Origin of the sequence: Kitasatospora sp. NPDC048239 (assembly GCF_043202015.1) — a bacterium.
Classification (GTDB): Bacteria; Actinomycetota; Actinomycetes; order Streptomycetales; family Streptomycetaceae; genus Kitasatospora.
Window position 1 is genome coordinate 266,880 of the sequence record NZ_JBICZP010000001.1, and the last position, 17,540, is coordinate 284,419.

At 75.0% G+C, this 17,540-nt stretch carries 13 protein-coding genes and 1 riboswitch; of the genes, 4 read left to right on the forward strand and 9 right to left on the reverse strand.

Annotated elements, in window-relative coordinates:
• Positions 1 to 3: 3 nt before the first annotated feature.
• The 9 genes from ACGFZP_RS01165 to ACGFZP_RS01205 all read right to left on the reverse strand — a co-directional run bounded on the left by ACGFZP_RS01165 (position 4) and on the right by ACGFZP_RS01205 (position 9,104).
• A complete protein-coding gene (locus tag ACGFZP_RS01165; protein WP_392927309.1) occupies positions 4 to 828 on the reverse strand; it encodes a phytanoyl-CoA dioxygenase family protein in 825 nt (274 codons plus the stop codon).
• Between the two features lie 58 nt (positions 829 to 886).
• Positions 887 to 2,068, reverse strand: a complete 1,182-nt coding sequence (locus tag ACGFZP_RS01170) for an acyl-CoA dehydrogenase family protein (protein ID WP_392927312.1) — start codon at positions 2,066 to 2,068, stop codon at positions 887 to 889.
• Between the two features lie 40 nt (positions 2,069 to 2,108).
• Complete coding sequence (locus tag ACGFZP_RS01175) at positions 2,109 to 2,894, reverse strand: SDR family NAD(P)-dependent oxidoreductase (protein WP_392927314.1); 786 nt, start codon at positions 2,892 to 2,894, stop codon at positions 2,109 to 2,111.
• A gap of 90 nt (positions 2,895 to 2,984) precedes the next feature.
• On the reverse strand, positions 2,985 to 3,614 hold the full coding sequence (gene folE, locus ACGFZP_RS01180) for a GTP cyclohydrolase I FolE (protein WP_392927317.1): 630 nt from the start codon (positions 3,612 to 3,614) through the stop codon (positions 2,985 to 2,987).
• A gap of 48 nt (positions 3,615 to 3,662) precedes the next feature.
• On the reverse strand, positions 3,663 to 4,568 hold the full coding sequence (gene folP / locus ACGFZP_RS01185) for a dihydropteroate synthase (protein WP_392927320.1): 906 nt from the start codon (positions 4,566 to 4,568) through the stop codon (positions 3,663 to 3,665).
• Between the two features lie 34 nt (positions 4,569 to 4,602).
• Positions 4,603 to 4,944, reverse strand: a complete 342-nt coding sequence (locus tag ACGFZP_RS01190) for a 4a-hydroxytetrahydrobiopterin dehydratase (protein ID WP_392927322.1) — start codon at positions 4,942 to 4,944, stop codon at positions 4,603 to 4,605.
• 402 nt (positions 4,945 to 5,346) lie between these two features.
• Complete coding sequence (locus ACGFZP_RS01195) at positions 5,347 to 6,552, reverse strand: phosphoribosylaminoimidazolecarboxamide formyltransferase (protein WP_392928291.1); 1,206 nt, start codon at positions 6,550 to 6,552, stop codon at positions 5,347 to 5,349.
• A riboswitch (ZMP/ZTP riboswitch) is annotated at positions 6,535 to 6,620 on the reverse strand. It overlaps the preceding gene by 18 nt.
• Positions 6,621 to 6,711: 91 nt before the next feature.
• A complete protein-coding gene (locus ACGFZP_RS01200) occupies positions 6,712 to 8,193 on the reverse strand; it encodes a class I adenylate-forming enzyme family protein (RefSeq protein WP_392927324.1) in 1,482 nt (493 codons plus the stop codon).
• On the reverse strand, positions 8,190 to 9,104 hold the full coding sequence (locus tag ACGFZP_RS01205) for a transglutaminase domain-containing protein (RefSeq protein ID WP_392927327.1): 915 nt from the start codon (positions 9,102 to 9,104) through the stop codon (positions 8,190 to 8,192). The genes ACGFZP_RS01200 and ACGFZP_RS01205 overlap by 4 nt, the downstream gene beginning before the upstream one ends.
• 600 nt (positions 9,105 to 9,704) lie before the next feature.
• Here ACGFZP_RS01205 and ACGFZP_RS01210 point away from each other — a divergent pair.
• The 4 genes from ACGFZP_RS01210 (at position 9,705) to ACGFZP_RS01225 (ending at position 17,353) form a co-directional block, all read left to right on the forward strand.
• Positions 9,705 to 11,750, forward strand: a complete 2,046-nt coding sequence (locus tag ACGFZP_RS01210; RefSeq protein WP_392927329.1) for an ABC transporter ATP-binding protein — start codon at positions 9,705 to 9,707, stop codon at positions 11,748 to 11,750.
• Positions 11,747 to 13,549, forward strand: coding sequence for an ATP-binding cassette domain-containing protein (locus tag ACGFZP_RS01215; RefSeq protein WP_392927331.1), 1,803 nt, complete (start codon positions 11,747 to 11,749; stop codon positions 13,547 to 13,549). The genes ACGFZP_RS01210 and ACGFZP_RS01215 overlap by 4 nt, the downstream gene beginning before the upstream one ends.
• Before the next feature lie 67 nt (positions 13,550 to 13,616).
• Positions 13,617 to 14,618 (forward strand): proline racemase family protein, encoded by a 1,002-nt coding sequence (locus ACGFZP_RS01220; RefSeq protein WP_392927333.1) that lies wholly within the window; start codon positions 13,617 to 13,619, stop codon positions 14,616 to 14,618.
• Positions 14,619 to 14,785: 167 nt separating this feature from the next.
• Complete coding sequence (locus tag ACGFZP_RS01225; protein ID WP_392928293.1) at positions 14,786 to 17,353, forward strand: ATP-dependent Clp protease ATP-binding subunit; 2,568 nt, start codon at positions 14,786 to 14,788, stop codon at positions 17,351 to 17,353.
• Positions 17,354 to 17,540 lie beyond the last annotated feature (187 nt).

Genomic DNA, 17,540 nt, shown 5'->3' on the forward strand with positions numbered 1-17,540 from the left:
CCGTCACCCGGCCCGGCGCAGGGTGAGCCGGGCGTCGGCCGCGGGCACCACGGGGGCGGTGTCGCGCGCCACCAGGAACTCCGGCCTGGTCGGCGCGGCCGGGGCGTTGGCCACCGCGTTGTAGGTGATGAGCAGGAGCGCCCTGCGGTCGGGCGAGAGGTTGTCGGTCGAGGAGTGGACGATGCTCGGGTGGAAGGCGTGCACCGTGCCGGCCGGGCCGACCAGCAGCTCGGTGCCGTGCTCGGCACCGAGCCGGGCGGCCAGGTCGGGGGAGACGGTGTACGCGAGGTCGGCGGACACGTGGTCGCGCCAGTCGCCGGAGCGGGCGGTCGGCGCGGGCAGGTCCAGCAGGCCGAGCCGGTGGGACCGGGGGATCACGGTCAGCGGCCCGTTGCCCTCGTGCGCGTCGTCCAGCGCGATGGCGATGTTCACCGCGTCGGGCCGGGGCATGCCGTCCTCCTCGCGCCAGAACGCGTAGTCCTGGTGCCACGGCCATGCGGCGCCCTCGTACGGCTGCTTGAAGTTGACCTTGAACTGGTAGACGTAGACCGGTCCGCCGAGCAGCGACTCGGCCAGGCCGACCAGCTCCGGCAGCCGGACCAGCGCGGCGCACAGCTCGTCCCAGGTGTGGCAGCCGTGGACGGCCCGGGTGCTCCCGCCCTGCTTCTCGTGCACGACCTCGGGGCGGCGGTGGCCGCCGAGTTCGGTGATCCGGCCGCGGACGGCGGCCACCGAGTCGCGGTCGAGGGCGAACCCGGCCGGGTACCAGCCGTTCTCGTGGTACCGGGCGACGGCGTCCGGGGACGCGGCGGGTGTCGGGATGGTCAAAGCCGCCTCCTGAGCGGGGTGGATGAAGGTCGGGCGCGCGGCGTCAGAGGAAGCGGCGTCAGAGGAAGTTGCTCTGCGGGTCCAGGCCGAGGGCGATCCGGCCCTGGAGCTCCAGCGCGGTGTCCGGGTTGAGCGCCGCGTGCAGGCACAGTGCCTGGATGTCGCGCCGCATCCGCTGCACCGGTACCTCGGACCGGATGGAGGAGGCGCCGCTCGCCGAGCAGACGATCTCGACGGCCTCGTGGCAGAGCTTGGCGACGTACGCGGCGGACGACCGGGCAGCGGCGCGCTCGGCGAGCGCGTGCGCGGTGTGCGCGGCGCCCAGGCGCTCGGTGCGCTCCGCCAGGTCGTCGGCCAGCAGCCCGGCCAGCCGCAGCTTGAGGCCGACCTCGCCGAGCTGGCGGTGGGTCAGCGGGGCGAGGCTCTGGTCCGGGTACGGGCTGAAGGTGATCTGCCGGCCGGGGGCCCGCTCGACCAGGAACTCGGCCGCCGCCCGGGCGATGCCGAGCGGCGTGCCGACGTTGAGGGTCGAGAACAGCGGGAAGACCTCGTACCGGGGTGCGGCGGGGGCGGCCTGCGGGTCGCCGCCGGGCAGCGTCGCACCGACCGGGAAGGGCAGCACCCGCTCGGCCGGCACGGCCAGGTCCGCGCACTCGACGGTGTTGCTCCCGGTGCCCTGCAGGCCGGAGGCGTACCAGTCGTCGTGGACCGACAGATCGGCGGTGGGCACCAGCACCAGGACGTGTTCGCGGCTGCCGTCGGGGGCCTGCCGAAGTGCCCCCAGGATGTCCCAGTGGGCGTCCGGCACACCGGTGTTGAACCCCCAGCGGCCGGTCAGCCGGGGTCCGCCCGGTCCGTCCGCCAGGACGCCGGTGGGGCTGAGGCTGACCGAGATCCGGGCGGCCGGGACGGCGAACACCTCCGCCGCCACCCGGTCGGGGAACAGGCCGGTCAACCAGCCGCCGGTGAGGTAGATGGACGCCGTCCAGGACGTGGAGGCGCACCCCCGGCCCAGCTCGGCGAGCGCCCGCACCTGGGTGGGGAGGCCGGCCTGCCGCCCGCCGTGGCGCTCGGGGACGGCCAGGCCGAACAGCCCCGCCGTGGTGAGGGCGTCCACCACGGCGGGGACGAGGCGGCGGTGCCGCTCGGTCTCGGCGGCGTGCCGGCGCAGCAGGGGCACCAGGCCGGCCAGTGCCTCGACCTCGGGTTCGGCGCTGTTCGCGCCCGGGACGACGTCCATGGGTTCTCCTGGAGCTCGGTACGGCCGGACCTCGGTCCGGTCACTTGGACGGCGGTTCGAAGCGCCCGTCGGCGGCGGTCCACCCGCCGTCGACCGCGAGCACCGCGCCGGTGACGAAGGTCGACGCGTCCGAGGCGAGGTAGACCACGGCGCCGGCGAGTTCCTCCGGGCGGGCCCAGCGGTTGAGCACGCTCTTCTCGGCGTACGCCCGGTACCAGTCGGGCTCGGCCATGATCTGCGCGGTGAGCGGCGTCTCCACGATTCCGGGGGCGATCGCGTTGACCCGCACACCGCTCGGCCCGAACTCGGTCGCCGCGGCCCGCAGCAGCTGGGTCACCCCGGCCTTGCTCGCCGAGTAGACGCCCTGGCCGGGTTCGAGGGCCACCGCGCGCATCGAGGAGAACCCGATGATGCTGCCGCTTCCCCGGGCCGCCATCGGGCCGCCGAAGGCCCGGATGACGTCGAAGGCCCCCCGGAGGTTGAGCGTGACGACCCGGTCGAACTCCTCGGCGGAGTAGTCGAGCAGGCGCTTGCGGACGTGCGTGCCGGCGGTGAGCACCAGCACGTCGACGTCGCCGAGCCGCTCCGCCGCGCGGGTCAGCGCCGACCGGTCCAGGACGTCCAACTCCAGCGGGCTGGCCGCCGGTCCGGCCTCCTTCGCGGTCTGCTCGGCCGAGGCCGGGTCGAGGTCGGCGCAGATCACCTCCGCCCCCTGGGCGGCCAGCGCCCGGGCGGCCTCCCGGCCGATGCCGCTGCCGGCGCCGAGGACGACGGCCCGGCGGCCGTCCAGCCGGAACATGCTCGTGTAGTCCAGTGCGGTGGTCATGGTGAGGACCCCTCGTGGTGGGCCGGACGCGGCGGCTTGCGGCCGGTCGGCGGATGGTCGGTGCTGCGGCGGTGCTGAGTCAGTGCTGCGTCAGTGCTGCGTCAGTGCCAGGAACTCCTGGCGCGACCGCGCGTCGTCGCGCAGGGTGCCGAGCAGGGTCGAGGTCACCGTGTCGGTGCCGCCGGCGCGGACGCCGCGCAGGGTCATGCAGGTGTGCTCCGCCTCGATGACCACGCCCACGCCCTTGGGGGCGAGGCGGGTGTCGAGCCAGTCGGCGATCTGCTTGGTGAGCCGCTCCTGGACCTGCGGGCGGCACGCGAAGTGCTCCACCACTCGGGCCAGTTTGGAGAGGCCGAGGATCCGGTCCTTCGGCAGGTAGCCGACGTGGGCGACGCCGACGAACGGCAGCAGGTGGTGCTCGCAGACCGAGCGCAGCGGGATGCGCCGGGCCAGGACCAGTTCGTCGTAGCCCTCGTCGTTGGGGAACGTGGTGAGGTCGAACGGGCGGGGGGAGAACAGCTCCGCGTACGCCTTCGCCATCCGGCGCGGGGTGTTGCGCAGGCTCTCCGAGTCGGTCGGCACGCCGAGGGCGGCGAGGAAGTGCCCGGCGGCCTCCTCCGCCGCTGCCAGGTCGGGGGCGGCGCCGCCCCGGGCGACGTGGATGTGCTGCTCGGGGACGGCCGGGATGACCGTCGGTTCGGCTGTTCCAGCGACAGGCATGGGTTCCTCTCGGGGCAGGGGGCCTGGCGGCCCGGACGTGGCGGGTGCTCAGCCCGCGGGGGTGGGCTGCGCGCGCAGCAGCCGGTCGCACATGAGGGCGGCCTGCTTGTTCAGCGGCACGTTGTGGATGCGCAGCATGTCGACCCCGGCGGCGATGCCGAGGCCGGTGGTGGCGACGGTGGCGCCGTCGCGCTCGGCCGGGGTGCCGCCGACGACCTCGCCGATGAAGTTCTTCCGCGAGTGCGACAGCAGGGCCGGGGCGCCGAGTTCGCGCATGGCGGCGAGGTTCCGGAAGAGCACGAGGTTCTGCGCGGGTGCCTTGCCCATGCCGAGGCCGAAGTCGGCGATCAGCCGGTCGGCGGCGATGCCCTGTTCCTGGGCGTAGGCGAGCTGCTCGCGCAGGTCGGCCATCACCTCGGCGAGCACGTCCCGGTAGCCGGCGTCCAGCCAGTAGCCGCCGTTGGGCCCGGTGACGGCGACCGACCTGCGGTTGTGGGTCAGGACGAGCGGGACCTCCCGCTCGGCCACCACCTTGGCGAGGTCGGCGTTCCAGCCGCCGTCGGTGGTGCGCAGCCCCCAGCAGCTGTTGATCATGTGGGCGCCGGCGTCGAGGGCGGCCTCGGCGACCCTGGCCTGGCAGGTGTCGACGGAGACGGCGACCGGGACCTCGGCGCTGACGGCCCGCACGATCGGGGCGACCCGGGCGCGCTCCTCCTCCCACGGCACCGGGGCGGCTCCGGGGAAGGTGGGCACGCCGCCGATGTCGACCACGTCGGCGCCGTCGGCCAGCGCCCTGGCCGCGATCCTGATCGCCTGGGCCTCGGCGGCCGGGGTGGCGTAGACGCCGTCGCCGCTGAAGGAGTCGGGGGTGGCGTTGATGATGGCCAGGATGTACGTGCGGCTCCCCCAGTGGATGTCCAGGGGGCCGACGGTGGTGGTGGTTCCTGCGGACACGGTGCGTTCTCCTCTCGGGCTCGGTCGGCGGGGCTCAGCCGGCGGGGGTCAGGGCGGTCTCGATGGACGCGGCCAGGGCCGCGTCCGCCGCGGTGACCGCGCCGAGGGTGTGGGTGTTGCAGCGGAAGGTGAGCGAGAGCACGGCCGGCAGCTTCACGGCGGGGTCGTCCTGCGGGGTGCGGACCGGCGGGCGCCAGCGGATCTCGATGTCGGGGTGGTGGTTGGCGGCCTCCGCAACCTGCTCCACACGGCTTACCGTGGCGAGGAGTTCGGGGAAGGTCGACGGTTCGAAGACCCGAACCAGGGCGTTGTCCTGCTGCTGCCAGGCGGCCGGTACGGCCGGCGCGGCGGGGTCGGTGGGGGCGGTGGCGGTCACGGGTCTCTCCGGGGATGGGCGACTGCGCGGGCAGGCGGATGGGCGCGATCGGCCGACCGGTGGGAACCGGCGGGCGGGTCACGGTGTGGCGTCACCGGGGGGCGGGGATGTCCCGCCGTCCGGTGGGGCGGCCCGGACGCGGCGCGTCGGGTGCAGGCCCTGGGCGGGCCGCGAGGGGGTGGCCGGCCTCGTGGGGCAACGGCCACCGCCCATTTGATCAAGGTAATCGGATCGGCTGTTCAAGTACAGGCCGGTGGGCGTCCACCGACGCGCCAACTCGCGCTGGAACCAGGGGGTTTGCCATCGGCGTCAGGCTTCGGGGAGGCCGGTCGGTCCCGTCCCGAAACGCCACCGGGGCGCCGCGCGGAAGTGCGCGGCGCCCCGGTGGCGTGGCCGGTCGGATCAGTGGTGGAACAGCCGCAGGCCGGTCCTGGCCAGGGCGATGCCGTGCTCCCGGCAGGCGTCCTCGACCTCGCCGGACCGGATGGACCCGCCGGGCTCGGCGATGCTGGTGACCCCGTGCCGGCGGGCGTGGTCGACGTTGTCGCGGAACGGCAGCGAGCCGTCCGAGACGAAGGACACGCCGCTCAGCCGGGCGAGCCAGTCGGCCCGCTCGGCCGCGCCGAGCCCACCGGGCTCCGTCTCGACCGCCTCGTGGAAGCGCGCGCGCTCGTCCGCCGTCAGATCGCCCTCGATGAAGCGGATCTGCCAGTTCACCCGGTCCTGGCGGCGGACCTCGGGCCGGAACGCGAGGCCCTGCACGAGCGGGTGCCGGCGCAGCCACCAGGTGTCCACCTTGGCGCCCGCGAGACGGGTGCAGTCCACCCGCGACTGCTGGCCCGCCCCGATGCCCAGGGCCATGCCGTCCCGCACGTAGCAGACCGAGTTGGACTGGGTGTAGCGCAGCACCGCGAGGCCGAGCAGCAGGTCGGTCCTGGCCTCCTCGGGCAGGGTGCCGACGTGGACGTCCGCCAGCAGGTCGGGGGTGAGCGCGGTCGTGTCGCGGTCCTGGGTGAGGCGCAGGCCGAAGACGTCGCGGTTCTCCTGCTCCGGGGGTTCGAAGGCCGGGTCCGCCTCCATCACCAGGAAGCGGCCGTTCTTCTTCTTCGCCAGGATCTCCGTCGCGCCCGGGGCGTAGCCGGGGGCGACGATGCCGTCCGAGACGACCCTGGCGAGCAGTTCGGCCAGTTCGACGTCCACCTCGTGGGAGACGGCCACGAAGTCGCCGTAGGAGGACTTGGGGTCGGCGTCCCTGGCCCGGAGGTAGGCGCTGGTGAGCTCGCCCACCGAGTCGGCGTCCACGCCGTACAGCCGGGCGGTCGCCTCGTCGATCCCGCCCGCCAGCGCGGCGCCGGCCGGGGAGACGTGCTTGAAGGAGGCGGCGGCCGGCCGGTCGAGGGTGCCGGCGGCCTCGCGTACCAGCTGCCAGGAGTTGAGGGCGTCCAGCAGGTTGATGTACGAGGGCGAGCCCTGCAGGACCCGCAGCGGCAGGCGGTCGGGGTTCACCGGGACGGCCCGCGCCGCCGCCTGCTGGGGGTTGATGCCGTAGCGCATGTCCACGTGGGTCTCCTCAGATGACGGGACAACTGGGGAAGACGCCCAGGCGATCGACGTCGGCTCCGTGTGGGGGCCGCTCCCCTGTGGTGCTCCACTGTTCGCCAGTCGCGGCCGGGAAGGACCATATCCTCAGCCGCGACCGGGGGCAACGGCTCATCGATCAAGGAAAGTTGGCACGTCGGGACGGACCGGGTGGCGGCCGGCGCCCGGTCACGGGCCGCCGTCCAGCAGGGCGGCCAGCCGCCCGCGGTCGACCTTTCCGTGCGCGGTGAGCGGCAGCCCGGCCACGATGCGGATCAGCGGCGGCACCTTGTACTGCTCCAGGTGGTCGCCCAGGCCGTGGACGAACTCCGCCAGGGTGCGGTCGGTCACCAGGAACAGACAGGCCGGCCTGGTGTCCGACGGGGGGAGGACGGCCGCCTGGGCGACGCCGGGGACGGCCAGCGCGGACCGCTCGACCTCGATCGCGCCGACCCGGAACCCGTTCTGCTTGTAGATGTCGTCGGTGCGGCCCTTCACGTAGAGGTAGCCGTCCGCGTCCATCCAGCCGAAGTCGCCGGTGTGCAGCTCGGCCGTGCCGTCCGGCCCGGTGTGGAACCGGGCGGCCGTCAGCTCCGGCGCGCGCCAGTAGCCGGCCATCAGGTGCGGTCCGCGGACCACGATCTCCCCCTCCTCGCCGGGCGCCGCCGCACGGCCCCCGGCGTCCACCACCAGGCAGCCCGTCCCGGTGAGCGGACGGCCGACCGAACCCGGCCGCAGGTCGAGCTCGCCGGGCGTCAGGATCGAGACCCGCTTGCACTCGGTCAGGCCGTACATCAGGGCGAGCCCGGCGTCGGGCAGGGCCCGCCGCAGGGCGTCGGCCAGCGGTTCGGTGAAGGCGGCGCCGGTGCTGGTCACCAGGCGCACCCGGTCCGGCGGCAGCCCCGCCCGGCCGACCAGCTGCACCAGGGCGGCGGCCATGCTGGGCACCAGCGGCAGGACGGTGGCGCCGCAGGCGGTGAGCGCCTTCAGCAGGCGCGGCCCGGTGTCCGAGGGCGGCGGGAGCACCAGCCGGGCGCCCGCCAGGGTCGACAGCAGCAACTGGTAGAGCCCGTAGTCGAACGAGAACGGCAGTGCGCAGAACACGGTGTCGTCGCCGCGGTAGCCGAGCCGTTCGGCGATCGCCCGCGCGGCGAACAGCATCGGGGCGTGCGGGGACACCACGGCCTTGGGCGCACCGGTGCTCCCCGAGGTGTAGATCAGCGCGGCCGGGCGGTCCGGGTCGTACCGGGGCTCCGGCGGGCCGGACCGGGCGGCCGCTCCGGGCGGCGCCGCCGGCGTGCCCAGTGCGAGGACGGGCACCCCGGAGCCGCGGTGGGCCGCTGACAGCTCCGGATCGACCAGGGCGAGCACGGGGGTGCAGTCCTGGGCGATGTGCGCCAGCTGGGCCGGCCGGATGCCCGGGTGCAGCGGTACGAACACGGCGCCGGCCCGGGAGCAGCCGTAGACGGCGGCCGCGAGGGCGCGGGAGTTGGCGCCGTGCAGCAGGACGCGGTCGCCCTGCGCCACGCCGTTCCGGGCCAGCAGGTCCGCCACGGATTCGGCGGCCAGCAGCAGTTCGCGGTAGCTGTACCCGCCGTCGGCGGCCTCCACGGCGGGGGCCGCGGGCGTCGCCGCGGCCTGCCGGGCGAGCACCTCGTGAAGCTGCCTCAAGCGGCTTCCTCCCTGGTGCGCAGCGAGAACCCGCAGGGCTCCCCGCCGTGGGTGACCAGCTGACGGGGCTGCCCGCCGAGCCGGTGGAACAGGCCGACCGGGGACAGCGTCGGCGGCCAGTCGGCGGCGCCCGGCACCCCCCAGGCGGAGAGCGCCTTGGGCAGCAGCGGGTCGACCGGCAGCCACTCGCCGGCCACCTGGAACTCCGCCCAGGTGTGGGCGGAGGAGAACGGGACGGCGACGATGAGCCCGGACGCGACGCGGGCGTCCATGCCCCGGCCGAGCGCCTCGTCCACCAGTGCCCGGGCCATCAGGATGCAGTCGCCGATCCCGGTGCGCTGCATGAGTCCCGGCTCGGCGGCGGCCGTCCCGGGCAGCAGGTAGTAGTCGATGTCCTGGAAGACGCGCAGCACCTCGCGGACCGCGGCGGGGAGCTCCCGGGGCCGGCCCGCCGCCCGGACGGCCAGGGAGGCCAGCGGCCCGGTGGCGTCCCGGCGGGCGTCCTGGGCGCGCGGCGGGCCGTCGCCGAGCGCGAGCGTGTACCGGCACGCGCCCTCGTGCCCGGGATCGGGGCAGCCGGCGGCGACGTCGACCCGGTGGACGGGCGGTGCCCCGGCCGTGCCGAGGCGGCGCAGCGCGCGGACCCAGTAGGTCATCACGCCGCGCCTGGCGGAGGGCAGCCGGAGGTAGAGCGACACCGAGGCGATGTCGTCCTCGTCGAAGAGCGGGCCCTCGGGGGTGGCCAGGTGCGGCAGGCCGAGACCGACGAGCTGGTCGACGATCTCCCCGGTCATTCCGTAGCTCCGCTTCAGTGCGGACGGCGGCAGTCGGAAGACCCGCTGGGAATGCGGAATACGGAGCAGCGGAGCGATGATCCGCGCCGGGGATGGGCCCTCGGCCGGGATGGTCACGCGGGGCCTCCTGGGGTCCGTCGTCGGTCGCGCCGACCGTCGCGCCGACTGTCGGTCGGGCCGTCGGCCGACGCCTGGTCGGTCGGCGCTGGGAAACATAGGTCAAAGCCTTTCGATCTTTCAACTGCCATCTGATGAACCGGAACTGAGGTGGCGAACGGCCTGGTCGGGGCGTTCGACGGGGCCTCTGACTGGTCTGGACAACCTCGTCGGCGCGCTGCTAGCGTCCGTGGCTCGGTGCTGCCGTCCGGCGATCCCCCCGACCCCGGGTGAGCGGCCGGCCGACGCCGCACCGCCCGTACCGCGGGCCCCTGAAGCGATGCCCACCCCCGCCCCGCGGCCTCTGGGGGCCGACCCGGACCCCGGGCGGGACCGGGGGGACCGGCGCGGCGCCGTTCGGGCCGGAAGGCGTCGTGGCCGAACCCCTCGCAGACCGCCATCCGCCGGCCGCGGTTCGGACGGCCCGGCGGATGGCGGGGTCCCGGCCTTCGGCCCCGCAGGCCCGCCGACCCGACAGGCCCTCCGCACCGCAGGCCCGCCGACCCGACAGGCCCTCCGCACCGCAGGCCCGCCGACCCGCCCGACCACGAAGGGGCTCCTGTGCCCGAAGCAACCGCCACCCCGTTGCGCGCGTTCCTGGCGCGCCGCACCGGGCAGTGGCTGCCCATCCTGGGGCTGATGCCGGCCGCCGGCCGGGCGACGGTCGCCGCGACGGCGCTGTTCAACCTGGTGCTCGGGCTGCTGCCGCTGGGCTTCGTGGTCGGCATGGCCGAGGTGATCTCCCGGGTGCCCGCCGCGCTCGACCCGTCCGACCGGGACTGGAGCGGCCTGCTCACCCCGTTCGCGCTGGGGGTCGCGGCGCTCGTGCTCCAGCAGCTCCTCGCCCCCTTCCAGCAGTACCTGGCCAGGGTGGTCGTCCGCCGGGTCGACGTCCACTGCGCCGGGCGGATGATGTCCGCCTCGCTGGCCGGGGCGGACGTCGCCGCGCTGGAGGATCCGGCCGTCCTCACCCTGCTCGGGAACGCCCGCGAGGCCTTCCAGCGCACCACGCTGACCCCCGGCGACGCGGTCGCAGGCCTGCTGGCCCTCGTCGCGCGGTACGGCCAACTGGCGGGCGCCGTGGTGCTGCTGGCGTTCGTGCTGGGCCCCTGGCCGGCGCTGGCCGCCGGGGCGACCGCCCTGCTGGTCCGGTTCGGCCAGCGCGGCTCGCTCGCCCGGTTCGCCGACATGTGGCGCGGCCTCGGTGCCCGGCGGCGGGAGCTGGCCTACCTGCGGGAGCTCGGATCGGGCCCGTCGGCGGCCAAGGAGATCCGCATCCTGGGCATCTTCGACTGGCTGGCCGCCCGGCACGACGCGCGGAGCGACCGCTTCCTGCGAACGCTCTGGAAGGCCCGGCGGCGGCTGCTGTTCGCCCCGTTCCTCTGGTTCACCGCCGCCGGGCTGGCAGGCGCGGTCGTGCTGCTGCTGGCCGTGGTCCGGCAGGCCCTCGACGGCGAGCTGGGGCTGTTCGGACTCGCGCTGGCCCTCCAGACCGCCCTGGTGCCGATGCGCTTCGGCGTCTACTTCCCCGACAGCGACGCCCAGACCCAGTTCGGGCTCCAGGCCTTCCACGCGCTCCGCGACTTCGAGCGGCAGACCGGGTCGGCCACCGCGCGGTCCGCCGCACCGGTCCCCGAGGGGAGGGCGGCGGTGGAACCCGCCGCCGGGCCGACGGCCGCCATCCGCTTCGAGAAGGTCGGATTCGGCTACCCGCGCAGCGGCCGCACCGTCCTCGACGGCCTCGACCTCGACCTCCCGGCCGGCCGGTCCACCGCCATCGTGGGCCTCAACGGCGCGGGCAAGACCACCCTGGTCAAACTGCTCACCAAGCTCTACGAGCCGGACTCCGGCCGGGTCACCGTCGACGGCGTGGACCTGCGGACGATCGCCGCCGACGCCTGGCAGAGCCGGCTCGCGGTGATCTTCCAGGACTACATCCGCTACGAACTGACCGCGCGTCGGAACATCACCATGGGCGCGCCCCACCTCGCCGAGGGGCTGTCGGCCGCCGCCCTGGCCGCAGCGCTGGACGCCGCGATCGACCGCGCGGACGCCCGGGCGCTGATCGAAGGCCTCCCGCAGGGCCTGGACACCGTGCTCTCCCAGCGCTACACGGGCGGGCAGGACCTCTCCGGCGGCCAGTGGCAGCGCATCGCGCTGGCCCGGGCGTTCTACGCCGTCGAGGCGGGCGCCCGGGTGCTCGTCCTGGACGAGCCCACCGCCCAGCTCGACGTACGCGCCGAGAGCGAGTTCTTCGACCGCTTCCTGGCCCTCACCGAGGGCCTGACCAGCGTCGTCATCTCGCACCGCTTCTCCACCGTGCGACGGGCGGACCACATCGTCGTGCTGGACGGCGGCCGGGTCGCCGAGCGCGGCACCCACCGGGAACTGCTGGCCCGGGACGGCGAGTACGCCCGGCTCTTCCGGCTCCAGGCCGCCCGCTTCGGCGAGGCCGAGGACGAGGCCGGGACCGCGCCCGGGACCGAGGCCGAGTCCGTGCCCGGGCCCGCGGACGAGGCCGGGACCGGTCCCGAGGACGAGGCCGGGCCCGGTCCCGAGGCCGGGACCGGGGAAACCGCACCGCCGACCCTGGAGTCCGCCCGATGAGCCTGATGCTGCGCGCCGCCCGGCTGCTGGGCGGACTCGCCCTTCGACACGGCCGTCGCCGACTGGTGGTGTCGGCCGTCCTCCTGCTGCTCGGATACCTCGCCACCCCCGGCATCGCGGTGGCACTGCGCCGCCTCACCGACGAGTCCCTCGCCGGCCACGGCGGCGCCGCCACGGTCGCCGCCCTGGCCGCCGCGGGGCTGCTGCTGGCCGAGCTGATGCTCGGCCACTTCGCGCACCTCTCCTACTTCGAGCTCGGCGAGCAGCTGGAGGCCCGGCTGCACCGCGAGCTGTGCGCGGTGTCCAACGGGGTTCCCGGGCTCGCCCACGCCGACCGGCCCCGGTTCGCCGACACGGTGACGCTGGTGCGGGACGAACTCGCCCGGGTCCGGGCCGCTCTGGAGGCGCTGCTGCAGTTCCTCGGACTGGCACTGCAGACCGTCGTCACCACGGTGCTGCTCGGCTCCGTCAACGCCTGGCTGGCGCTGCTGCCGTTGGCCGCGGTCCTCCCCGTCCGGCTCGGCCGCCGCGCGCAGGAGCTGTCGGACGCCGCGCGCGAGGCGTCGGCCGAGCGCACCCGGCTGGGCCAGCACCTCCTGGCGCTGGCCACCACCGCGCAGCCGGTGATGGAGCTGCGGCTGCTGGGCGGGGGCCGGGAGCTGGTCCGGCACTACACCGCGAACTGGCGGTCGGTCTCCCGTACCCTGGCCCGCGCCGAGGCCCGGGCGGCCGCGCTGCGGGCCGCCGGGCAGCTCTGCTTCGCGCTCGCCTACGGAGGCGCCGTCCTGACCGTGGTCGCCCAGGCGGCCACCGGTACGTCCGCCGTCGGGGACCTGGTGCTGGTGATCGCCCTCGCGGTGCAGGTGGCGGTGCAGGTCTCCGGGGTGGTCGGGCTGTTCGGCGTCCTCCAGGGGGCGGGCCGCACCGCCGAGCGGCTGGACCGGCTGCGGAGCTGGTCGGAGGAGGGGGACGCCGAGGCCGCCCCCGCCCGTCCGGGCCCGGCCCTGCCGGCCCCCGCCCGACTGGAGCGGGGCATCCGGCTGGAGGGCGTCGGGTTCGGCTACCCGGGCAGCGACCGCCCGGCCCTGCGCGGCATCGACCTGCTGATCCCGGCCGGGGCCACCGTCGCCCTGGTCGGCGAGAACGGGGCGGGCAAGAGCACCCTGGTCAAGCTGCTCTGCGGCCTCTACCGGCCGACCGAGGGCCGGATCCTGGTGGACGGGACGGACCTGCACGAGCTGTCACCCGCCGAGTGGAGCGCCAAGGTCGCCCCGCTCTTCCAGGACTTCGCCCGGCTGGAACTGCTGCTCCGGGAGAGCGTCGGGGTCGGCGCCGCCGACCTGATGGCCGAGGACGCGGCCGTCCTGGCCGCGATCTCCTCGGCGGGCGCCGACCGCGCGCTCGCCGCCGTTCCCGACGGCCTGAACGGCCTGTTGGGCCGCGCCTACGGCGACGGCGCCGAACTCTCCGGCGGGCAGTGGCAGTCGCTGGGCCTCGCCCGCTGCCTGATCCGCCGCGATCCCCTGCTGCTGGTGCTGGACGAGCCCGCCGCCGCGCTCGACGCGGCGGCCGAGCACGCGCTCTTCCGCCGCTTCGACCACACGGCCGAGCTGGCCGCGCGCGAGCACGGCGCGATCGTGCTGTTCACCTCGCACCGCTTCTCGACCGTCCGTCAGGCCGACCTGATCGTGGTGCTGGAGGACGGCGCGGTCCGCGAGTCGGGCGGCCACACCGAGCTGATGGAGCAGCACGGCCCGTACCGCGAACTGTTCGAACTCCAGGCCCGCGCCTACAACTGACCGCCGGCCGCGACCGCCACCCGCCGCCCCGGCCGGGCGCCCGACCCCGCACCACCGGAGAACCCCCATGCGCAGCCGGCTCGTCCTGCACACCGTCGAATCCCACACCGAGGGCATGCCCACCCGGGTGGTGACCGGCGGCGTCGGCACGATCCCCGGCGCCACCATGGCCGAGCGCCGCCGCTACTTCCTGGACCACCTCGACCACCTGCGCACCCTGCTGATGTACGAGCCGCGCGGCCACTCCGCGATGAGCGGCGCGATCCTGCAGCCGCCGACCCGCCCGGACGCGGACTGGGGCGTGCTCTTCATCGAGGTCTCCGGCTGCCTGCCGATGTGCGGCCACGGCACCATGGGCGTGGCGACCGTCCTGGTCGAGACCGGCATGGTGCCCGTCACCGAGCCCCGCACGGTGATCCGCCTGGACACCCCGGCCGGGCTCGTCGTGGCGGAGGTCGAGGTCGAGGACGGCAGCGCCCGCAGTGTGACGCTGCGCAACGTCCCCTCGTTCGTGGACCGGCTGGACGCCCTCGTCGAGGTGCCGGGGTACGGCCCGCTGCGGATGGACCTCGCCTACGGCGGCAACTTCTACGCCGTCCTGCCGCTGGACCAGGTGGGCCTGCCCTTCGACCGGCGGGCGGGAGCGGACATCCTGACCGCCGGACTGGCGATCATGGAGGCCGTCAACGAGCAGGTGCGCCCGGTCCATCCGGAGGCGCCCGAGATCGCCGGCTGCCACCACGTCCAGTTCCTCGCGCCGGGGTCGACCGCCCGCCACTCGCGGCACGCGATGGCGATCCACCCCGGCTGGTTCGACCGCTCCCCGTGTGGAACCGGGACGAGCGCCCGGATCGCCCAGCTGCACGCCCGTGGCGAGGCGGGCGTCGGCGACGTCCTGGTCAACGAGTCCTTCATCGGCAGCCGCTTCACCGCCGCGGTCCTGGAGGAGACGGCGGTGGCGGGGCGGCCCGCCGTCATCCCCTCGATCACCGGCCGCGCCTGGCTCACCGGCACTGCGCAGTTCTTTCTCGACCCGGACGACCCGTTCCCGGCGGGCTTCCTGCTCTAGGTCCGCTCTTCCGGATCACGCCGCCCACCCGGCGTGACCCGAAAGAGAGGGCCCAGGGCCTGGGTGTGTCCGACGTTCCCCGGGCGGGGTCCGTCCCGACAGGCGGCCCGCTGCAGGCTGTGTTTGTGTGGGCCCAAACCGCCTGGGAGAGGTGATCCACCGTGACGATGCCCCCGTTCGGATCGAACGATCCGTTCTCGGATCTGCTCAGCCGCTTCTTCGGGATGAGTCCGATGGCCTCCCCGCCCGCCGTGCAGCGGGTGCCGATCGGGCGGCTGCTGAGCGAGTCCTCGCAGGAGCTGCTGGCGCTGGCCGCGCAGCGGGCCGCCGAGGACGGGGGCAGCGACCTGGACACCGCGCACCTGGCCTGGGCCGCCACCCGGGTGGAGCCGTCCCGCCGGATGCTGGAGCGCGCCGGGATCGACCCGGACGGGCTCGCCGAGGACCTGGCCAAGGCCCTGCCGACCGGCGACGCGGCGGCCCCGGACGGGCGCCCCTCGCTCACCCCGTCCGCCAAGCGCGCACTGCTTGCCGCGCACGCCCGTTCGCAGGCGGCCGGAGCCTCGTACATCGGGCCGGAGCACATCCTCGGCGCACTGCTGGACGAGGAGCGCTCGGGCGCGGGATCGGCCCTGCGCAACGCGGCGCCCTCGCCGGAGGCGCTGCGGACGGCGCTGGTGGGGCGTGGCACCGGCGGTGAGCGCAGCGGCGCGGGTACCCGGCCGAGCTCGACGCCCACCCTGGACGAGTACGGCCGCGACCTCACCGAGGACGCCCGGGCGGGCCGGCTGGACCCGGTGGTCGGCCGCGCGGAGGAGATCGAGCAGACCGTCGAGATCCTCTCCCGCCGCACCAAGAACAACCCCGTCCTGATCGGCGAGCCGGGTGTCGGCAAGACCGCGATCGTGGAGGGCCTGGCGCAGCGGATCGTCTCCGGGGACGTCCCGCAGAGCCTCAAGGAGAAGCGGGTGGTCGCCCTCGACCTCACCGCGCTGGTGGCGGGCTCCAAGTACCGGGGCGAGTTCGAGGAGCGTCTGAAGTCCGTGATCGACGAGGTCACGGCGGCCGACAAGAGCGTGATCCTCTTCCTGGACGAGCTGCACACCGTGGTCGGCGCGGGCGGTGGCGGCGAGGGTTCGATGGACGCGGGCAACATCCTCAAGCCCGCACTGGCCCGCGGCGAGCTGAGCGTGGTCGGCGCGACCACCCTGGACGAGTACCGCAGGCACGTGGAGAAGGACGCCGCGCTGGAGCGCCGCTTCCAGCCGGTGCTGGTGCCCGAGCCGGGCGTCGAGGAGACGGTCGAGATCCTGCACGGGCTGCGGGACGCGTACGAGGCGCACCACCAGGTGCGGTTCACCGACGAGGCGCTGGACGCGGCCGCCACGCTCTCCGACCGGTACGTCAGCGACCGCTTCCTGCCGGACAAGGCGATCGACCTGCTCGACCAGGCCGGTGCGCGGGTCCGGCTGCGCAGCCTGAGCGGCTCCACCGAGGTGATGCCGGTGCAGGACCGGGTCACCAAGCTGCGCCGGGAGCTGGACGAGGCCGTCGCGGACGAGGAGTTCGTGCGGGCCGCGAACCTGAAGACCGAGCTGCGCCAGACCGAGGACGAGCTGGCCGCGATGGCCGGGTCGCGCGAGGAGGTCGTCGCGGTCACCGCGCAGGACATCGCCCAGGTGCTGTCGGGCCGCACCGGCATCCCGGTCGCCGAGCTCAACGCGACCGAGCGCGAGCGGCTGCTGAGGCTGGAGGAGCACCTGCACCAGAAGGTGATCGGCCAGGACCAGGCGGTCACGGCCGTCGCCCAGGCGGTGCGGCGCGGCCGGGCCGGGATGGGCGACCCGGAGCGGCCGACCGGCTCCTTCCTGTTCCTCGGGCCGACCGGCGTCGGCAAGACCGAGCTGGCGAAGGCGCTGGCCGCGCTGCTGTTCGGCGACCCGGACCGGATGATCCGCTTCGACATGAGCGAGTTCCAGGAGAAGCACACCGTCTCCCGGCTGGTCGGCTCCCCGCCCGGGTACGTCGGCTACGAGGAGGCGGGCCAGCTCACCGAGGCGGTCCGCCGCAAGCCGTACAGCGTGCTGCTCTTCGACGAGGTGGAGAAGGCCCACCCGGACGTCTTCAACCTGCTGCTCCAGGTGCTGGACGACGGGCGGCTGACGGACGCCCAGGGGCGCACGGTCGACTTCCGCAACACCGTGGTCATCATGACCAGCAACATCGGCTCGCAGCGGATCCTGGACCACGCGGGCAACGTGGACGAGATCCGCGAGGACCTGATGCGGGATCTGCGCGGGCAGTTCCGGCCGGAGTTCCTCAACCGGATCGACGAGGTGATCGTCTTCCACGGGCTCACCCGCAAGGACCTGCTCTCGGTGGTCGACCTGCTGCTGGAGCGCAGCCGGCGCCGGCTGAAGGCGCAGGACGTGGGGCTGGAGGTGACCGAGGGGGCCAAGGAGTGGCTGGTCAACCGGGGTTACCAGCCGGAGTTCGGGGCGCGTCCGCTGCGGCGGACCATCCAGTCCGAGCTGGACAACCGGGTCTCCAACCTGCTGCTGGACGGCAGTGTGCAGCCGGGCGACACCCTGATCGCTTCGGTGGAGGACGGCGGGCTGGTGGTGACGCCGGCCCGACCGGAGGCCTCGGCGGCGGGGGAGGCCGGGGCGGCGGGGCCTGCCGGGGTGGCCGGCGAGGCGGAGAAGGGGAGTCCGGCCCGGTCCGGTGGGAACTGAGGAGGCCGGTCCACCCCGCGCGGGCGTCGGCGGGCTTCGGGTGGCTCCGGGCCCGCTTGGGACCTACCGTCGGGGGGGGGGGGGGGGGGGGGCCCCCGGGGGGGGGCCCCCCCCCCCCCCCCGGGGGGGGGCCCGCCCCCCCCCGCGGGGGGGGGGCCCCGCCGGGGCGCCCCCCCCCCCGCCCCCA

Coding starts and splice junctions, on each gene's coding strand:
- ACGFZP_RS01170 (WP_392927312.1), bottom strand. CDS start 2,068: ATGGACGTCGTCCCGGGCGCGAACAGCGCCGAACCCGAGGTCGAGGCA.
- ACGFZP_RS01175 (WP_392927314.1), bottom strand. CDS start 2,894: ATGACCACCGCACTGGACTACACGAGCATGTTCCGGCTGGACGGCCGC.
- folE (WP_392927317.1), bottom strand. CDS start 3,614: ATGCCTGTCGCTGGAACAGCCGAACCGACGGTCATCCCGGCCGTCCCC.
- ACGFZP_RS01215 (WP_392927331.1), top strand. CDS start 11,747: ATGAGCCTGATGCTGCGCGCCGCCCGGCTGCTGGGCGGACTCGCCCTT.
- ACGFZP_RS01220 (WP_392927333.1), top strand. CDS start 13,617: ATGCGCAGCCGGCTCGTCCTGCACACCGTCGAATCCCACACCGAGGGC.
- ACGFZP_RS01225 (WP_392928293.1), top strand. CDS start 14,786: ATGCCCCCGTTCGGATCGAACGATCCGTTCTCGGATCTGCTCAGCCGC.